The 17647-nt window shown below is 36.5% G+C and carries 16 protein-coding genes; 15 read left to right on the plus strand and 1 reads right to left on the minus strand.

All coding sequences use genetic code 11. From position 1 onward, the window contains the following. The first annotated feature begins 3 nt into the window (after nucleotides 1-3). The 5 genes from IGL24_RS01530 to sstT all read left to right on the plus strand — a co-directional run bounded on the left by IGL24_RS01530 (nucleotide 4) and on the right by sstT (nucleotide 4403). Nucleotides 4-303: a hypothetical protein gene (locus IGL24_RS01530; RefSeq protein ID WP_207700044.1), complete on the plus strand. Its 300-nt coding sequence runs from the start codon at nucleotides 4-6 to the stop codon at nucleotides 301-303. After that, complete coding sequence (locus IGL24_RS01535; protein WP_207700045.1) at nucleotides 260-841, plus strand: hypothetical protein; 582 nt, start codon at nucleotides 260-262, stop codon at nucleotides 839-841. The genes IGL24_RS01530 and IGL24_RS01535 overlap by 44 nt, the downstream gene beginning before the upstream one ends. A gap of 325 nt (nucleotides 842-1166) precedes the next feature. Then, the gene (locus IGL24_RS01540) at nucleotides 1167-2072 is read left to right on the plus strand and encodes an EcsC family protein (protein WP_207114771.1); all 906 of its coding nucleotides are present in this window, start codon (nucleotides 1167-1169) and stop codon (nucleotides 2070-2072) included. A 147-nt stretch (nucleotides 2073-2219) separates the two neighbouring features. After that, the gene (locus tag IGL24_RS01545; RefSeq protein WP_207700046.1) at nucleotides 2220-2933 is read left to right on the plus strand and encodes a TIM44-like domain-containing protein; all 714 of its coding nucleotides are present in this window, start codon (nucleotides 2220-2222) and stop codon (nucleotides 2931-2933) included. A 234-nt stretch (nucleotides 2934-3167) separates the two neighbouring features. Then, entirely contained in the window at nucleotides 3168-4403 is a 1236-nt protein-coding gene (gene sstT / locus IGL24_RS01550) for a serine/threonine transporter SstT (protein WP_207700047.1), read from the plus strand. Between the two features lie 151 nt (nucleotides 4404-4554). Here sstT and IGL24_RS01555 read toward each other — a convergent pair whose 3' ends face one another. Then, on the minus strand, nucleotides 4555-7557 hold the full coding sequence (locus tag IGL24_RS01555) for a sulfatase-like hydrolase/transferase (RefSeq protein ID WP_242699777.1): 3003 nt from the start codon (nucleotides 7555-7557) through the stop codon (nucleotides 4555-4557). A gap of 489 nt (nucleotides 7558-8046) precedes the next feature. On the opposite strand from IGL24_RS01555, the gene IGL24_RS01560 reads away from it, so the two are divergent. The 10 genes from IGL24_RS01560 (at nucleotide 8047) to IGL24_RS01605 (ending at nucleotide 17645) form a co-directional block, all read left to right on the plus strand. Next, nucleotides 8047-9687 carry a BglG family transcription antiterminator gene (locus tag IGL24_RS01560; protein ID WP_207700048.1) on the plus strand — a complete coding sequence of 547 codons (1641 nt, stop codon included), beginning with the start codon at nucleotides 8047-8049 and terminating at the stop codon, nucleotides 9685-9687. Then, entirely contained in the window at nucleotides 9684-10115 is a 432-nt protein-coding gene (locus tag IGL24_RS01565; protein ID WP_207700049.1) for a PTS sugar transporter subunit IIA, read from the plus strand. The genes IGL24_RS01560 and IGL24_RS01565 overlap by 4 nt, the downstream gene beginning before the upstream one ends. A 13-nt stretch (nucleotides 10116-10128) precedes the next feature. Further along, a complete protein-coding gene (locus tag IGL24_RS01570; protein WP_207700050.1) occupies nucleotides 10129-10410 on the plus strand; it encodes a PTS sugar transporter subunit IIB in 282 nt (93 codons plus the stop codon). 4 nt (nucleotides 10411-10414) lie between these two features. Continuing rightward, a complete protein-coding gene (locus IGL24_RS01575) occupies nucleotides 10415-11665 on the plus strand; it encodes a PTS ascorbate transporter subunit IIC (RefSeq protein ID WP_207700051.1) in 1251 nt (416 codons plus the stop codon). Beyond that, nucleotides 11666-12406, plus strand: coding sequence for a sugar isomerase domain-containing protein (locus IGL24_RS01580; RefSeq protein ID WP_207700052.1), 741 nt, complete (start codon nucleotides 11666-11668; stop codon nucleotides 12404-12406). Nucleotides 12407-12599: 193 nt separating this feature from the next. After that, nucleotides 12600-13244 (plus strand): DUF998 domain-containing protein, encoded by a 645-nt coding sequence (locus IGL24_RS01585; RefSeq protein ID WP_206856797.1) that lies wholly within the window; start codon nucleotides 12600-12602, stop codon nucleotides 13242-13244. A gap of 271 nt (nucleotides 13245-13515) precedes the next feature. Continuing rightward, entirely contained in the window at nucleotides 13516-15597 is a 2082-nt protein-coding gene (locus IGL24_RS01590) for a BglG family transcription antiterminator (protein ID WP_207700053.1), read from the plus strand. 18 nt (nucleotides 15598-15615) lie between these two features. Then, entirely contained in the window at nucleotides 15616-15918 is a 303-nt protein-coding gene (locus IGL24_RS01595) for a PTS sugar transporter subunit IIB (protein ID WP_206856788.1), read from the plus strand. Between the two features lie 25 nt (nucleotides 15919-15943). After that, entirely contained in the window at nucleotides 15944-17233 is a 1290-nt protein-coding gene (locus tag IGL24_RS01600; RefSeq protein WP_206856786.1) for a PTS sugar transporter subunit IIC, read from the plus strand. A 19-nt stretch (nucleotides 17234-17252) separates the two neighbouring features. Next, nucleotides 17253-17645: a tetratricopeptide repeat protein gene (locus IGL24_RS01605; RefSeq protein WP_206856852.1), complete on the plus strand. Its 393-nt coding sequence runs from the start codon at nucleotides 17253-17255 to the stop codon at nucleotides 17643-17645. Nucleotides 17646-17647 lie beyond the last annotated feature (2 nt).

The following is a 17647-nucleotide window of genomic DNA, read 5'->3' on the forward strand; positions in this document are numbered from 1 at the left end:
AGAATGAAAATAATTCATTATGTAAAGGCATTACTAGTATGGATAGGTTTGCTTCTGTTTTATGGCATGTTTACGCTAGTCATTCCTTTTATAATACAAGAAAGATTATTATTTGTTCTTACCGTATTTATTCTTGTGAGTACTATATTTAATGGCAAAATATATTCAACAAAAAAAGTAAAATATAAAATGATTTTTGATAAAGATGATCAGAAAAGTCAGAATAAACAATTGGAAAAACAAAGGATGGTGTATTCGGATGAAAGAGAATGTGGTACCGTTACTACGCAGAACAACAAATGAAACCATCTATTTTGATTTTAACAATCAAAAACTTTTTACACAAAAATTTGCGGGGGAACATGAAGAATATTCAAAATCTCTAGTAGTATTATTAGGATTATTTGGTTCCATGATAGTTATTCCTTTCCTTACTAAAAAGTTAGATTTCATGTCTAGCATACCACCTATCATCAATTACATACTGTTTTCCGCGATAGGTTATTTAGCTGCTAAAGCTATAGGCTTAACGATAATGAATAAAATAAAAGGAGAAAAAATATATAAAGATTTCGACAGAAAACAAGTGAAAAAAATAATTGCTAATCAAGGGGATCTACAAATAATTTGGTGTACGCAATTAGTTTTGATAGCTGGCTATATAATAGGTTTCTTTATTTGTTTAATTAGTGAGATGCTACCCGTCGATTTAGAGATAATTGTTTCGCTTGGTTGTTTTGTGATTATTTTATTACAGGATTCTGTTCGGCCATTTACATATAAGAAAGCGATAAAAATACTAAAAAAACAAATGAAAGAAGGAAGATTCATTGTTCCTTAATCTATATGATTGAAAGAAATAAATCGTAGAATATTAAAAGAGGATCTAGGCTAAAGTCTTTTATCGTTCCTAAGAAACTTGCTTCTTGTGCTTTACTTGTTTGTAAAGTCTAAAACAATCGTTTCTTTTAACATAACCTTTATTTTTTTGATGAAAAATGAGCGATTATGCGTTTAAAATCGTCAATTAAGAAATTAATAAATATTGAGTTATTTTATATTAGAATGACAGTGTAAAATAACTATCGAAATAGGTGAGGCTGTTCTATTTAAAAGAATGGTTTGTTAAAAGGATTTTTCGTTATCTTATATAGGGAGTGAAGGACATGGAGAGTAGTGAGAGTTTAGCACTGAAAGTCGTAAATGAGTCATTAAAGTTACCGCTTGTGAAAGTAAATCGTTCAGAATTTTTAGTGAAAGCGTTTGGTGAAAAAGTAGAAAATATTGATCAATTGATTGAAAAAGGACCGCAAGCATTCTTGTCTAAAGAAAAATTGGATCAAGTTGCTGACAGTAGAATACACTCGATAGTCGCTCAATCAAGTACGCTTTCTTTTGCCACAGGCTTGCCTGGAGGACTAGCAATGGCAGCAACGATTCCGGCTGATATTACACAGTTCTACGGCTATTCGTTAAAGTTAGCACAAGAAATTTCTTATATTTATGGGTATAAAGATATTTGGAACCAACAAGGGGAGCTAACTGAAGAAGCTAAAGAAACTTTGATCTTGTATTTAGGTATTATGTTGGGTGTAACAACTGCTGGCTCTGCTGTCCGAATTTTATCGGGAAAACTATCTACACAAGCTTTGACCAAAATACCACAAAAAGCCATGACTAAAACGATTTATTATCCAGTGATAAAAAAAGTTCTTTCAATCTTCGGCACCAAGCTAACAAAAACGACCTTTGCAAAAGGTGTTTCTAAAGCTGTTCCTGTGGTAGGTGGTGTTGTATCTGGAAGTTTAAATTATTTTTCAATGAAACCGATGGCTAAGAGGTTAAAAAATGAATTAAGAAAAGGACTGGATTATTCTGAAGAAAATTTAAAGGAAGATTTGATAATCTTACAGGATGAAGAAGTCACGATTACGGACTCAAATTCATCAAAAAGTATGGTTGAAGACGAGAATCTGATTGAACAAATTGAAAAAGCGTATGAATTGTTAAAACAAAAAATCATTACAGAAGAAGAATTTATGGTAATAAAGAAAAGATTACTTTCAAAATAGTAAACGTATCAGAGATAGCTCTTGAGTAGTAAAACATGAAATCCTGCCAACCAAAGAAAAATTAGGAAATCATTCATTGTTCCATAGGAATCTTATAATAATTATTTGCTAAGCTATCATCGTGGGGGAATGGGAAAGAGGGTCCAGATGAAGAAAAATTATCAGGTGATTTGTCTATTGATCATGGCTTTTTTATTTTTTATGCCCGTTCAAGCTTTGGCTGTAGCAGGCGGTCATGGTGGTGGTTCAACAGGTGGTGGCTCTGGTGGCGGTTCGATAGGTGGCGGTTCCAATTCCTATTATCGGGATGATCGATCAACTACTAGCATGAGTGAATCAGAGAATTTTCTCTATATTGGCTTATCATTAGGAAGTATAATCGTATTTCCTTTAGTTAAAAAAAAGCGTGTGCAATACGTGGAATTCAATGATTTGTTATCAAGAATGCCGGGAACAAAACGCGAAAAGAAAAAACTACTTTCTGAAATCAACAGAGTATTTTATGCAATACAAAAGGCTTGGGAAGAAGAAACGCCTGAAAAAGTCAAGAACTGTTACACACCAAGATTGTTTGAAGAACATCAGCAGGTGCTACAAAAGAATAAAGACGAAGGTGTAAGAAATCATACAACGAAAATAACTATTCAAGAATTGGGCAACTATCGACAAATCAATGAAAATAGTTTTTCTATTCGAATCGATTTTAGCTGTTTTGACTATTTAGTTGATCGAAAGAACCAGCAATTGATTTCGGGTGATAAGCGAGAACGGCTGTATTTCTCACAAGTATGGTATTTCAACTACTCTGAAAAAGACAAAAGGTGGCAAGCGGACTTTATTCAACCGATATTTTTGGATTGATAGAGTGTATGTATGTGGGCTAAATTAGTATTTAAGGTAAACAAATGGTTTTATCAAGAAAATAGTTATAAAAGTCATCATTGTAATCTGCGTATAGAATCGTAATGATGGCTTTTTTTATTTTATTTGTGAAGTGTAGAAATACGCAAAATAACAAGAATTTTCTGAAAATTGCCCTTTTGTTTCTCTCATGAAGATGTTAGAATGGTTGTTAAACTATAAAGGGGTGATTGTTTGTTAGAGAAATTTTTGAAGCTTTCGTTAGTTCAACGTATTGGTTGTGGTATTTTAATTGGTATAATATTTGGTATTTTCTTACCGACCTGGGGATTTATTGCTTTATTAGGAACGTTGTTCGTTAGTTGTTTAAAAGCTATTGCGCCGTTGTTAGTGTTTTTCTTGACTGCAGCTTCGATTGCGAAACACAAGATGGGGAACGAAACATTTGTGAAGCCGATTTTAGGCTTGTATCTAGGGGGCACTTTTTTAGCTGCGTTTGTTGCGGTGATCACTAGCTCTATTTTTACAGTACCGATCACGCTAAAAGAAACAGTTTCGGAACAAGCGCCTCAAAATATAGGCACTGTTTTATCCACGATGCTGACCAACGTGACTCAAAATCCGATTCAAGCAATTATTGATTCTAATTATTTAGGTGTGTTATTTTGGGCTGTATTATTAGGGTTGGCGTTACGCACACGTACGGAAGCAACTAAAGAAGTTGTTGATCAAGTTTCAGTTGCCTTATCACATGTGGTTCAGTTGATTATTTCTTTTGCGCCGATCGGTATTTTAGGTTTAGTCTATGAATCGATTGCAACGACAGGACTTTCTGGTTTGGCTGAGTACCTTCAACTAGTTCTTGTTTTAGTAGGTACGATGCTTTTTGTTGCTTTGGTAGTATATCCAGTACTTACTTTTTTATTTATCAAAGAAAATCCCTATCCATTGATTTTCTTTTGTCTAAAGGAAAGTGCTATTTCTGCTTTCTTTACACGTAGTTCTGCGGCGAATATCCCAATCAATATGATGCTAGCAGAAAAGCTGAAATTGACAAAAGAATCTTATGCAATCTCGATTCCATTAGGAGCAACGATCAACATGGGGGGCGCGGCAGTTACGATTACAGTAATGACTTTAACGACTGTCCAAGCGCTAGGTATTGAAGCTTCTTTTGGCTTGAAATTAATTTTAAGCGTCTTGGCGGCTTTAGCTGCTTGTGGTGCTTCTGGAGTAGCTGGCGGTTCATTATTGCTTATTCCGTTAGCTTGTAGTCTATTTGGGATCTCAAATGACATTGCGATGCAAGTTGTAGGAATCGGGTTTATTATAGGTGTCATCCAAGATTCAGTTGAAACAGCGCTAAATTCTTCAAGTGATTTATTATTTACAGCAATTGGGGAATTAGGTGCTCGAAAAAGAAATGGGGAGGATGTTTCGATAAAAAGTCGCTTGAGTGAATTGAATTGATAGGATTCAGAGTACCAATTCTTGCGTGATTCTTTCTATCACTGAAATTTATCCTGCGATAAGCAATTTTGACAAGACACAGTTAAGAGAAAAACACTAGCGTCCGAAATCATATGATTGTTGGATGCTAGTGTCTTTTTTGAAGAAGTGACTATTTCTGATAATCTTGAATACCTTGCTCTGCCCATGAAGCACTGTATTGTTTACCAGCTACAAGGTCATACTGTATCAATTGATAATCAGTAAAAAGTTGTTGTTGCTCTTTATGCAAGTCCTGAAGATAGATCATTTGTTTTTCTTCTGTAACGAATATTTGCTCTCCGTTAAAACGATTAGACACGCTTTGTGTAGGATCGATTGTCAACGCAGGTAGTTGATTTGCTACATCTGTAAGCAATGCATAATAAGGAGTCACTTTGATATTCGCTTGTTCCAATGCCATTGGAGCGAAATTGTTTGGTGAAACCACTTCTTTAAATAATTGATTGCTTTGTTCACGACTATATTTATTACTGTAAATAAAATAATCAGTTTGTCGTTGCTCTAATCCATATCTTCTTGAATCATTTCCACTGTATAGTGAGGGTAAGTGATCCCCATAAAAAACAAAGGTGATCGGTTTTTCGATTTTATCAATTTCTTGAATAAATTCTTTGACTGCTTCATCTGTATAATGGAGACCTTGCATAAATGTTTGTAGTTCGCTAGATCTGCTTGCAATAACAGCGGTTCCTTCAGCTGTATAATTTAATTCATCATAATAATCATCGTAAGGCATATGGTTTTGCATCGTGGTCAACTGGATAAATTGGGAAGACTCCAAGTTACTGTTCAATACTCTTAACGTATCTTTATAGGCAGCTTCATCAGAAATATACGGATTCCTTCCAATCGTATCTGTATAGGCTAATTCATCTGGACCATCTACATAATAAAACTGATCAAATCCAAATTTGTCGAAGACTTGTCTCCGGCGATAAAGAGCTGCTGTAAATGGATGGATAGCGATTTTTTCATCGAACAAATTAGTGATATTTGGGCTGATATCTTGGCGTTCAACTAATTGTGTGTAAGGAGTGACCAAGGAAGCAGATAGATTACTGATACTTAGACCAGTTAGCCCTTCCCATTCCATATTAGCAGTGCCGCCGCCATAGCCGACGGATAACATCAATCCGCTTGTTTCCTCTGCCAGTTTACTTTTAACGAAAGGAATTGGATCATTGTGTACGGTTAGATTTGGTACACGGTCAGGATCACTGAAACTTTCACTTAGGTTTAATATAATGGTTTGATTGTCTAACCATTCATTTCTTGTATGATTGATTTCTTTTGCTCGTCTATTATATCTCTCCATAATTTCATTAATGGCTTCTTCTGAATATCCTTCAGGTTTCTCCATGATTTTAATATCAATATTATTTAAAAATTGGATAATCGGACCATTGTCTTTTACGGCACTTTTTTGATCAAGGAATGTTTTGTTTACTCTAAATAAATTGAATAAAATAAATGAAGGTGAATTTCTTTGATTGATAAAAAACACACCAGAAAAACAGAATGATAATAAAAGAATTCCAATGATACGGCGTTTCCAATGAACGTTCACTGAATATTTTTTTTGTAAACGACGCTGCATGATCACACTGGTAAAGGTCAAGAAAATCAAAACAAGACCACCAGCAATGAACACGATCGGACTGACCATAGACATCAATTCAGATAGCCCAGCCAACATTTTTAAATCAGATGGAAAGACAGGTTCCTCACGCATTTCCATTTTAAGGATAGTTGAAATGGTCAGCAGTAAATTAATGATCAAGGTTGCTGTAAAAGCATACCAAAATCGATTAGCAAGTAGTAACAGTAAGAAAAAGAATCCCATAATAATCAAAACGGTCAAAACCATAGGAGCTTGACGTTGAGTGAAAATTTCAAGTGCAACTTTAATTGATTGTTTCCAAGTTTCTCTTTGCTCCAATAAAAATATTTGTGTAAATGTGAACAAATAGAAAAAAAGTGCAACAAAAAAATAGCTTTTGTGACTAACTATCCAGTTTTTAACTCCATGACATTTGGCAGCAAGTCCATCGAGGGAATCAAAAGCAAACAATTCGATCAGCCGTTGGACGAATCGGATTTTTTGTAGATAAAATAGAACGATACATAATAGTGAAACAGCTAAGAGATAATAGCCGAAAAATTGTCCCAGGTTCAGTAACCAAGCTCTTCCAGAATTGGGGAATTCCCGCTTCATGAATACAGAGACACGATAGGAGAGTAATGGCCAGTTACAAATGATTTGAGTAACGATCAAGAGCGTAGCTAGAAAAGTCCCCGAAGTTTTTAGTTTTAATTTTTCAGACATTAGTTCAAATGACAGAAAGGACATGACAGTGTAATACATGGTAAAAAGTGAATGAGGTGTAATAAACCGTGTAGCTGTATCTGCATTTCCTCGTACGATCAATGAAATTTGAACCATAAATAGAATCGTTCCCACTAAAAACAGTAAAGCAATAAAAGCTTGAGGGATTTTAAAACGAATTTTATCGTCCCAGTTCCATTTCTTTAGCCAATAGCCAAGTAAAAATAGATAGAAGATCCAGATAATGTTGTTACCATTTTGTAAAGCAAAGGGATCTTTATTGAATAGTGTTGAACTACCTATCACCAGCAAGGTTGAAAATAATAAAAATCTTTTTACTGTAGGTGAAGGGAGCTTTTCTAAAAAACGGATGACATAAGGGATGCTGATGAAAAGTAAAATACAGGATACCGCATAGGTAAAATAGTTTTGACTGATCGGTGTAAATAGCAACCAATAGTCTCTTAGATTCAATACATTAGACTGAATATAAAAAAAGATATTCACTACTAAAGCAGACAAGATATAAATGAACGAAAACCTGCTTAAGTAATGATAGACTTTCAACTGTGCAATTTTTTTATAATGGTACCCTAGATAAAGTGGAATTAAGTTAGTCCCAATAACAACAGTTGCTTGTAAAAAGGAATAAAGATAAAATCTTCCGGGATTAACGGAATATGCAGGAATCGTTATTGCAGAATTTAGAACTCTTTGTAAAATGATCATTGCACAGGAAATGAGAATAGTTAGAGAGCCGTAATCTTTTCTATATTTTTTTTTCAAAATCGTAAACACCTTTCAAATATTGTACATAAAACAAAAAAATGATAGCCTTTTCAAATGAAGACAGATAACAATATCCTAACTTAGAACAAAACAAAATTCAATATTGAATTAATAATAACTTTGGTTATTTGCAAGATGATTGAGCAAATAAACACATAAAGTCGAGAGATGGCTCACTTCATCAAGAATTTTTAGAGAGATATTAAGGGAAGAATCGCATTGAGAAGTTTATTTCATAAAACATAAGCGCTATGTAAATAAAATGATAAACGAATGAAGTCTATCTAGTTTAAACGTCAACAGCAATCGCCTGTTGACTTTTTTCTTATGTAATTCACTAAAAGTAGAATTTTTTAGTTATTTCTGAGTATACTGAAAAAAGACTTCGATTAGTAATGTTCATATTATCTCATTATTTTCTAATGATTTATTTGGTCTTCTAATCGGTATCATGAAAAATTATAGTGAATATAGAAGGTGATGGAGATGAAAGTGATGTACTATCAAGAAAATAAAATGCGCAGAATAACCATTCTCAATAGGCTTTTAAATTTTGAACATTTAAGTTACCAACAGCTTTCTGATGAATATTATGTCTCACGAAGTAGTATTGCTAATGATCTTTCGTATGTGAAAGAAATTTTTACGAAAGAAGGATTGTACTTGAAATTTGATCGTTCGGGAACATTCTTTGAAGGAAATGAAATTCAGATCCAGCGTGTATTGAAACGGACGATCCTTAACCATTTCAATGAATTAGAGGTTGTTGCAGAACTGGTAGATCATCAGCTTTTAAGAACGATCGAACAAGCATTTCAGCAAGGAATCAACGAAAAACAGATTGAGATTCCAGAGAGTTATTTCAAGAGTATTGTGATTTCGATTTTATTGATTGTCCAACGCTCAAAAAAGGGTAAAAAAATCGACTTGATCGGTAAGAACCAGTACGGAAAATATTTTCTGGAATTCAACAAGTATCCCCTCGTTTATGAGTTGCTAAAAAAATTAGAAGATCAGGATATTTATCAGTTTACGCAAGAAGAAGTCCAATATTTAACTTATATCATTGTGGGAAGTGGCTTGAAATTCTTTATGAAGAGCGAAAATATTTCTTTTGCTTTTCGAGGGAAAATCCGCCAATTGATCCAAAAAGTCAGTGAAGGTATTCAAATCGATTTGACTCAAGACAATCGTTTAGAAGAAGATCTTTTAGTACATCTATATCAACTCCTTTTACGACTTGAGGCACAAACCACGATCGTCAATCCATTGATTGATGAGATCAAACAAAACTATCCGTCCATTTATGGAGTCGTGTGGTTTGCACTAAAAGATTTCCGTTGGCCAAGTGAAGTAAATCTATCAGAAGATGAAGTTGGTTTTGTCACCATCCACTTTCAAGCTGCGGTCGAACGGATCAAACGGCTAAATAAATTATTATTTGTCTGCCCGAATGGCATCGGAACAAGTTCATTTGTTTCAGCGAAAATAAGAAGGATCTTGCCTGATATCGACAGTATTGAAACCGCTTCTATCGATAGGTTGACCCATATGGATCTATCAGAAATCGATTTTATTATTTCGACAGTAGATATACCCAAACAGTCAAAACCTGTTGTCAGGATCTCGCCGATGGTGACTGCTCGGGATATGAAACGGATCATGAATCATTATATCGATTTAGTCATTGACCATGAACATGCGAAGGAAAATCGAATCGTGTCTGAAAAAACAAAACACTTGCTAGGTTCCAACATTTATTTTGGTCAATACCAGACTAAAGAAGAAGCGATTCATTTTCTGATCGAGCAGCAAAATTTTCTAGATAACCATAAAAAAGAACAATTTATCCAATCGGTTTTTGATCGAGAAACAATTCAATCTACTTATCTCGATAATGGTTTTGCGATTCCACATGGTAATCCATTGTTTGTAGAGGAAACAGCCATTGCAATATTGGTCGCGGATAAACCAGTTAGCTGGGGGAATCAAAAAGTCGATATCATCGTATTACTGATGATCCGAGAAGAAGATGTAAAAGAAGTAGAAGCAGTAATGAAACTGGTTATGCAAGGGATTGAAAATAAAAACTGGTTCATCTCAAAAATGTTGGAGGTTAAGAAATGAGCAGAATCGATAGATTGCTATCAAAAGAGCAGATTCAAGTAATCGATACAGTAGAAAATTGGGAAACTGCTGTTGAAATTGCCAGTCAGCCATTATTAAAAAATAAAATGATAGCGCATACCTATTTAGATAATATGATCAAAAGTGTAGAAGAACATGGACCATACATGGTTTTAACAGACTATTTTGCGTTGATGCATGCCAAACCAGGTGTAGGAGTCAATGAACAAAGCATGAGCCTTTTAGTCGTAAAAAATGCAGTAGACATGAAAGCAAAAGCGGTAAAAATATTTTTGATTTTAGCTGCGAAAGATAGTGACAGCCATCTGGAGAAATTACAGGAAATCATGTCCATATTTATGGATGAAGCAAAGTATCAAACCATTTTATCGGGAAATAAGGAAAAAATAATACAATTACTAACCTAAGGGGGAAGAAAAAATGAAAATTTTAGCAGTCTGTGGATTCGGTGTAGGAAGTTCAATGGTTTTAAAAATGTCGATCGATAAGGTGATCAAAGAGTTGGGGCTTAAAGCCACAGTGGAAAATACGGATCTGTCCACAGCAAAAGCGACGCAAGCTGATGTCTACTTTACAAGCAATGAATTACTTCCAGAACTGAAAGCATCGGTTAAAGCACCTGTTTATCCAATCAAGAAATATATGGATACAAATGAAGTAAAGGCACAATTAGAACAATATTTAGCAAACAAGGAGGGCTAGAGCGATGAATTTTATTAGCGATCATATTTTAAAAAATCCCCCTGTTCTTTTAGCCTTGATTGCGATGATCGGTTTGATCATCCAACGAAAGTCATTTTCAGAAATCATCAAAGGTTCATTGACCGCAGCCTTTGGTATGGTGGCGTTAACGGCTGGAGTAAATATGTTGGTCGGGACGATAGCACCCATCAACACAGCGGTCCAAACACAATTAGGGGTGCAAGTTACTGAGGGTCTATCCGATGTGACTTTTACCGCAGAGTATGGTGGCACAGTTGGTTTAGCGATGTTCTTAGGGTTGATCATTCATTTGTTGATCGCACGTTTTACACCGGTCAAAACGATTTTCCTAACTGGTCATATGTTGTGGTGGTTCCCATTTGTATTTGTAGCTGCCGGAGTAGAGGCTGGTCTGACTGGGGCTTTATTGATCGGGATCAGTGCGTTATTATCTGCCTGCTATTGGTCATTTATGCCATGGATCATGCGTAAATATGTTTGGGATGCTACCGGTGATAACTCATTCTTGATTGGTCATCCGACAGGGATTTTGTCATTGATTTCAGGTTTTGTGGCAAAGCGTGTTGGGAATAAAGAAAAATCGACAGAAGATATCAATGTCCCTGAGAATCTCTCATTTTTCCGTGAAATTTCGATTACTGGAGCATTGGTCATGTTTCTTATGAATGTGGTAGTTGGCATTATTGCACCAGTATTGATCCCAGAAGGTGGCAATCTAGTCATGTTCGCCATCGAAGCGGGATTAAATTTTGGTGCAGGATTATTGATCATGCTATATGGCGTTCGTTTGTTGATCAACCAAATCATTCCAGCTTTCCAAGGGATTGCGGAGAAAGTGGTCCCAGGTGCAAAACCTGCGTTTGATGTGCCGATTTTATTCAACTATCGTCCGAATGCAGTCATTATTGGATTCATCGTTGCGATGATTACTTCAACGATTTTAGTTGTCTTGGCAAATTCGTTCCAGCTGTTTGGTGTATTACTTGTACCGCTTGTAATTACCAGCTTCTTTGAATGCGGTGGTGCTGCAGTCATTGGGGAAGGTCAAGGAGGATTTCGAGGAGCAGTCATTGGAACGATTGCAGCATCTGTTGCAATGGTTGCCTTAGTTGGCTTTTCTGCCATGATTTACAGCACAACGATCCAAAGCTGGATCTTGATTTTTGGTGGAAATGATTTGTCGCTGTGGGGCATGATCGGACGAGGAATCAGCAGTTTGTTTGGAGGGTTTTAGATGTTTCGCTATATGGATAAAATCAGAGAGCTATTAACAATTGTCGAAGAAAAAGAAAGACGATCGATCAAAGAAGCTGTTGAATTACTTACTCAAGCTAATTTACAAAAACAGTCTATCTATATTTTTGGAGCAAGCCATGCGGGAATTTTAGCCGAAGAAATGTACTATCGTGCTGGAGGGATGATGACGATCAATGCAATCTTTGGTCGTGAAGTGATGCTGGATCGAAAACCAGTAACCTTTACGAGTCAAATGGAACGATTAGAAGGCTATGGAACAGCGCTAGCTGGAACGATTCCTTTTAAAGCGGATGACGTACTGATCCTTCATTCAGTATCTGGCAGAAACCCGATCATCATTGATTTAGCCAAGGCTGCAAAAGAAAAAGGCGTGAAAATCATTGGGTTAACAAATGTAACCTATTCAAAATCAGTATCTAGTCGCCACTCATCTGGCAAGCGATTGTTTGAGCTAGCAGATGTCGTGATCGATAACCATGGGGATATTGGCGATGCTTGTTGTGAGCTAACCGGATTATCACAAAAAGTCGGACCTTCTTCTACGGTCATTGGTGCGTCAATTCTCAATACGATCATTGTAGAAGTTTGTGAACGGTTGATTGCTGAAGGAATCGAACATCCACCAATCTTCTATTCTGCTAATATAGATGGTGGGGATCAATTGAATGCCGAATTATTTGAAACGTATAAAGAAGCAATTCATTATCAATTAACTTAACCTAAGTTGACGTGAGTCATTGATTTTGGCAGGATAATCTTACGTAATAGTAGAGAAAGTAAACAAGTATTGCAAAAAAATTCTTACATTCTGAACCACTCAATGTGTCAGAATAGAAAGAATTTTTTTGTTTTGGTATTAAATTTAAAATGTTATTCTGTATATGAGAATAGAAAATAGAACGGAAGAGAAGATGGACTTTTTGAGACGATATGGGATATATTTTTTATTTTTAGGCGTGTTGAGTGATTTTTCGACACCCTATGTTCTGGGGTTGTTCTACCCAGGGTTAGATCAATTGACAATGCCAATCAGTGTGTTCGGTGACGTAGCAAGTCCAGTGCGAGGGTCTTTTCTTATTTTTTCTGTTATTTCAGGAATCTTGTTTGTTTTATCCTTACCTGCACTGTATACGTCATTTGCAAACATATCTACTCGTTTAGCGAAGTGGCTAGTGGTTTCATTAAGCTTTTATGCGATCGGAGATTGCCTGTTTACAGGCTTGTTTAGTCTTAATACACAGGCTACTTCGTGGGATTTTTCATCGTGGGTGCATAATATTGGTTCTAGTTTAGGTTATACTGGATTTCTTTTATTTCCAGTTTTTGCTTTGTTGCTTTATCGAAAAGAGGCAGATCAACCAATCGGCAGAAGTTATGTCCTCGTAGTAATTTTGAGTTTGCTTAGTGCGTTGATCTACGGATTGGCAAGGATACCCGTGCTGAATCATCTTCCAATTTTAGATAAACTAGGTTTTTGTCAAAGATTAAGTTATTTCTTCAATTATTTAGCGATTCTATTGGTAGGGATCAAACAACTAAAACGAGTGAAGAGGTAGCTGTTTTGTTGGAACAAATAGTTATTTCTATACAATCGAATAAGCAATCGCCCAGAAAAAACTTCTGGAGATGAGCCGCGCAAGCTAAAAATAGGAGATACTATTTTTGGCTTGCGCGGCTCATTTCTCAAAGGTAGGTGATTTTTTTATACCTTCTTTGAAAGAGGAGCAAGTGAGTTCGTACTTTTCTGCCAACTTAATTGGCAGAAAGTTCTACTTTTTTATTTGAAAGCGCAAACATATACTTGGTTCAGAAAGGAAAATCAATCATATGAAAACTAGAACGGTTGAATTACTTCAAAGATTTCGATCTTATCACTATCCGATCAAAGCGGAACAATTAGCATTAGAACACCAAGTAAGTCAACGGACGATTCGCCAAGATGTTCTTGATGCAAACAGTTGGTTGCGGGCGCAACAATTAGCAGAAATTCAAACGATTCGAAAAAAGGGGTTTCTACTGCGTTTAAATAAAGAGGAAGAGAAAAGATTAGCAGACGCATTGGTTGCGTATCAAGAGGAGTTACTGAATCGTGATGAACGTACTTTTGATCTAGTGTTAGCGATTGCTTATGAACAACAGCCGATTTATTTGAACCGTAAGGAAGAAGCATTCATGATTTCCAAAAGTACGATGGATGAAGATATGCGACGTTTACGAGCTGACTTGGTCAAATATGGCATTGAGATTGTTAGCTATGGTAAACAAGGGTTGGTTTATCAAGGGGCAGAGCGTTCGATCAGGACGATGATTTATGACTTGATCAATAAGAATCTAGGGCGAATCGATTTTTCAGAAAGAAATGACACGAAAGTCACAGCAGCTCAAAAAATTTTCCATCGCTATTTTCCGCTGTCAGAAATCAAAAAATTAGAAGCAATCTATACAAACACTATGGTGAAACAAGAAGATGATATTTATAAAAATCAGTTACTGTTGTTTACGATGATTTGGATACAACGAGTCAGAAAGCATGAATTGATCTCAGCTATCAATTGGAAAAATCTCGCTGATGAGGAAAATCGTTTTTCTGAGTTTATTGAGCAGGTCATTGTTGACTTTGAATTGACGGACATTCCCCCTGTTGAACGAAACTATCTACGCTTTACGATTGAGACATTTAGCACAAAAGATATCAACAATTCTCTTGAATGGGTCCAAGCCCAATTGTTAACGATCCAACTGATCAAGTTCGTGGAGGAACAAACCCATATTCCGTTTCATTTGAAAGAAGAAATACTGTGTGAAAATCTTTATAAACATATGACGGCTCTGATCGTTCGAATCAAACATCGCATCCAAGTGACGAATCCATTGAAAGAAAATATCCGAGTGAATTACGGTCCAATCTATGATGCCGTTGCTCTATTTGTGCCAACAATCGAAGAAGTAGTTGGTGGGCGGGTGATTGACGATGAACTGGCTTTTCTAGTCATCCATTTTTCAACGATTGCAAGCTCAATCAAACAGAATATTACGTATATTTATAAATCAGTGGTGGTTTGTAACCATGGAGTGGCGACAGGCAATCTATTAGCAGAAAATTTAAAAGAGAAATTCCCGCAGATTGAAGTTGTTGCTGTATTGAGTTCAAAAGAAGCGGAGTTAGTCGATAAGTTAGATGTCGACCTGATTTTCAGTACGTTTCAATTGTCTGGTCAGAATAAACCGCTGCTTGTGTTGGAGCCTATTTTAACTGATGCGAATCGACCAATCGTCGCAGAATTTTTGTCCCTTCATCAAAAGGTCCAGCGGATGATTCCAACAGAAAATGGACAAACGGAACTATTCGCCAATGTTTTACGAATCGTGGAAGAAAGCGGCGGCAAGATCGATCGTCCAATCTATACCAAACTAGAAACATTATTTGAGCAAAATCATTTAGAAATCAATAAAAGGGAGATCCAACCAATGCTAAAAGACATTTTGACAGATAATCATATATTGATCCAAGAACACGCGGAAAATTGGCAAGAAGCTATTGAACGAGTGGCTAAGCCATTACTGAAAGAAAACATCATTGAATCGAGTTACGTCGATGCGATGGTTCACGCAGTGGAAGAGTATGGGGCCTATATCGTCATCGGCAAGCACTTGGCATTAGCGCATGCGAGACCAGAAGATGGCGTCAATAAGTTAGGGGTGAGTGTCGCTACGATCCGTCAGCCTATCGCTTTTGGAAATGACGAGATGGATCCAGTAAAAATCATTTTCTGTTTAGCAGCAGTCGACTCGTATTCCCATCTGACGATCATGAAAGAGCTGATCGAGTTGATCAACGATGAAACGAAATTGAATCGTTTGATCGAAAGTTCGAATGTAGATTCATTTAAACAACTACTATTTAAGTAGATAGAAGGAGAGAGTGAAATGAATAAATTGAATATTTTATTTGTATGTGGAGCAGGACTAGGAAGTAGTTTTGCGGCTCAAATGTCAGCCGAGGATGTATTGAACAAACTAGGGGTAACAGCCAAGCTGGATCACTGCGATATTTCTTCAGCGGTTTCAATGAAACCAGATGTGATCATTACCGCTGAGAATTTCCGTTCACAATTTGAAAAGTTTACGATTGATCCGACAACAGCCATGGTTTATTTAAAAAACATCGTGTCAAAAGTTGAGATCGAAGAAAAATTAACACCCGTTTTACAAAGTAAAGGAGCCATTTAATTAAGAAAAATTAGGGGGAGAGACTATGGGCGTTATCAATTTCATCATTGAGAACATTCTGACACAAGCGTCAATCACGATTGCATTGATTGCGATGTTAGGGCTGATTCTACAAAAGAAGTCAACTGGTCAAATTATTTCGGGTACGTTGAAAACATTGTTAGGGTTTCAAGTGTTAAGTGCCGGTTCAAGTATCATTGTTGGTAGCTTGACGTATTTTGGACAAATTTTTACAGAAGGATTCCAAATGGAAGGGATCATTCCATCCATTGAAGCCATCAACGGTCAAGCGATGAATGAATTAGGCTTAGGTAGAGATATCGCATTAACATTTTTAGCTATTTTTGTCTTTAATATCCTACTTGCTCGTTTTACTCGATGGAAATATATTTTCTTGACTGGCCAAGCGATTTTATGGATGGCAACTATGACTACAGTATTTGGGTATTTTGCTGGTTTACGTGGCTTGGTCTTGATTTTAGTTGGTGGTTTTGTTGGAGCGGTTTTTGCTGTGGCGATGCCAGCAATCGCTCAACCAATCATTCGTAAGGTCACTGGTTCAAATGATATCGCTTTGGGGCATTTTTGTACGATTGGTTATTTATTTGAGGCTGGAGTAGCGAAAATCTTTGGTGAAAAAGGCGAGAACAAGAAATCGATTGAAGATATCAAGTTACCGGCTCATTTTGAATTTTTACAAGACACGTATTTATCGGTCATGGTGGTGATGGTGCCACTTTATATCGTGACAGTATTGTTTGCGGGTGAGACGTTTGCCGCGGAGTTATCTGGTGGTCAAAACTATATCATGTTTGCCTTCTTACAAGCCATCCAGTTTGTTGTAGGTGTCTATGTATTGCTTTCGGGTGTCCGTTTATTATTAGGTGAAATCGTGCCAGCATTTCGTGGAATTGCGATGAAACTAGTTCCTGATGCCATTCCAGCGTTGGACTGTCCTGTCTTTTTCCCATATAGTCCGAACGCAGTGATTTTAGGATTCATCACCACTACGATCGGAACGGTCATTGCAATGTTTGTGTTACCAATGTTTGGTCTAGCGATGATTCTTCCAGGTATGTTGACGAATTTCTTTGCTGGTGGAACGGCAGGTATTTTCGGTAATGCAGTTGGTGGACGACGAGGGGCAATCATCGGTGGTATCGCTCATGGATTCTTTATCACGTTATTGCCAGCTTTACTGGTAACGATCTTCAATTCGATGGGCTTTGTCAGTGCTACTGCAACGGATGTCGATACGGTAGTGGCAGCGTTACTTTACGCTTGGATCTTGAGTCCGATTTTAAAAGCATTCTAAAATGAAAGTGGGAATCATGATGTTTGGCTTCTTAAAAAAGAAAAAAGAGCAACCAGTAGAAATCGAGGAGCTTTCAATTGAAGAGAAAGAAGCGCTTCTTGCCGCAATCGAACAATTGAAAAAAGAAATCGATCAGACAGAAGAAATAGACCGATTAGCTAAATTATTCGAGGAAGTTGGGCTTAAATCCGCTGAGTTGGGGGACAAAGACCAAGCAATCGAGCAATTAGAAAAAAGTTTGTCATTGAAAAAAAGTATCAATGACGGCTATAAGAAATTGATGTCTTTATACAATGAAAAAAGAGCAGAAGCTGCGCGAGCAGGAGATGACCAAGGGATTGATCGCTACATGAGTAAAATGGACGACATGCGACAAATCGCTAAAAAACTAACGATTACTGGAAATAAATAAGA

It is taken from the genome of Enterococcus sp. DIV2371, assembly GCF_050498525.1.
GTDB classification, from domain to species: Bacteria; Bacillota; Bacilli; order Lactobacillales; family Enterococcaceae; genus Enterococcus_B; species Enterococcus_B mangumiae.

Excerpts from the sequence above, each read along its gene's own strand:
- IGL24_RS01530 (WP_207700044.1), top strand. The coding sequence starts at position 4 with ATGAAAATAATTCATTATGTAAAGGCATTACTAGTATGGATAGGTTTG.
- IGL24_RS01535 (WP_207700045.1), top strand. The coding sequence starts at position 260 with ATGAAAGAGAATGTGGTACCGTTACTACGCAGAACAACAAATGAAACC.
- IGL24_RS01540 (WP_207114771.1), top strand. The coding sequence starts at position 1,167 with ATGGAGAGTAGTGAGAGTTTAGCACTGAAAGTCGTAAATGAGTCATTA.
- IGL24_RS01545 (WP_207700046.1), top strand. The coding sequence starts at position 2,220 with ATGAAGAAAAATTATCAGGTGATTTGTCTATTGATCATGGCTTTTTTA.
- IGL24_RS01560 (WP_207700048.1), top strand. The coding sequence starts at position 8,047 with ATGAAAGTGATGTACTATCAAGAAAATAAAATGCGCAGAATAACCATT.
- IGL24_RS01565 (WP_207700049.1), top strand. The coding sequence starts at position 9,684 with ATGAGCAGAATCGATAGATTGCTATCAAAAGAGCAGATTCAAGTAATC.
- IGL24_RS01570 (WP_207700050.1), top strand. The coding sequence starts at position 10,129 with ATGAAAATTTTAGCAGTCTGTGGATTCGGTGTAGGAAGTTCAATGGTT.
- IGL24_RS01575 (WP_207700051.1), top strand. The coding sequence starts at position 10,415 with ATGAATTTTATTAGCGATCATATTTTAAAAAATCCCCCTGTTCTTTTA.
- IGL24_RS01580 (WP_207700052.1), top strand. The coding sequence starts at position 11,666 with ATGTTTCGCTATATGGATAAAATCAGAGAGCTATTAACAATTGTCGAA.
- IGL24_RS01585 (WP_206856797.1), top strand. The coding sequence starts at position 12,600 with ATGGACTTTTTGAGACGATATGGGATATATTTTTTATTTTTAGGCGTG.
- IGL24_RS01590 (WP_207700053.1), top strand. The coding sequence starts at position 13,516 with ATGAAAACTAGAACGGTTGAATTACTTCAAAGATTTCGATCTTATCAC.
- IGL24_RS01595 (WP_206856788.1), top strand. The coding sequence starts at position 15,616 with ATGAATAAATTGAATATTTTATTTGTATGTGGAGCAGGACTAGGAAGT.
- IGL24_RS01600 (WP_206856786.1), top strand. The coding sequence starts at position 15,944 with ATGGGCGTTATCAATTTCATCATTGAGAACATTCTGACACAAGCGTCA.
- IGL24_RS01605 (WP_206856852.1), top strand. The coding sequence starts at position 17,253 with ATGTTTGGCTTCTTAAAAAAGAAAAAAGAGCAACCAGTAGAAATCGAG.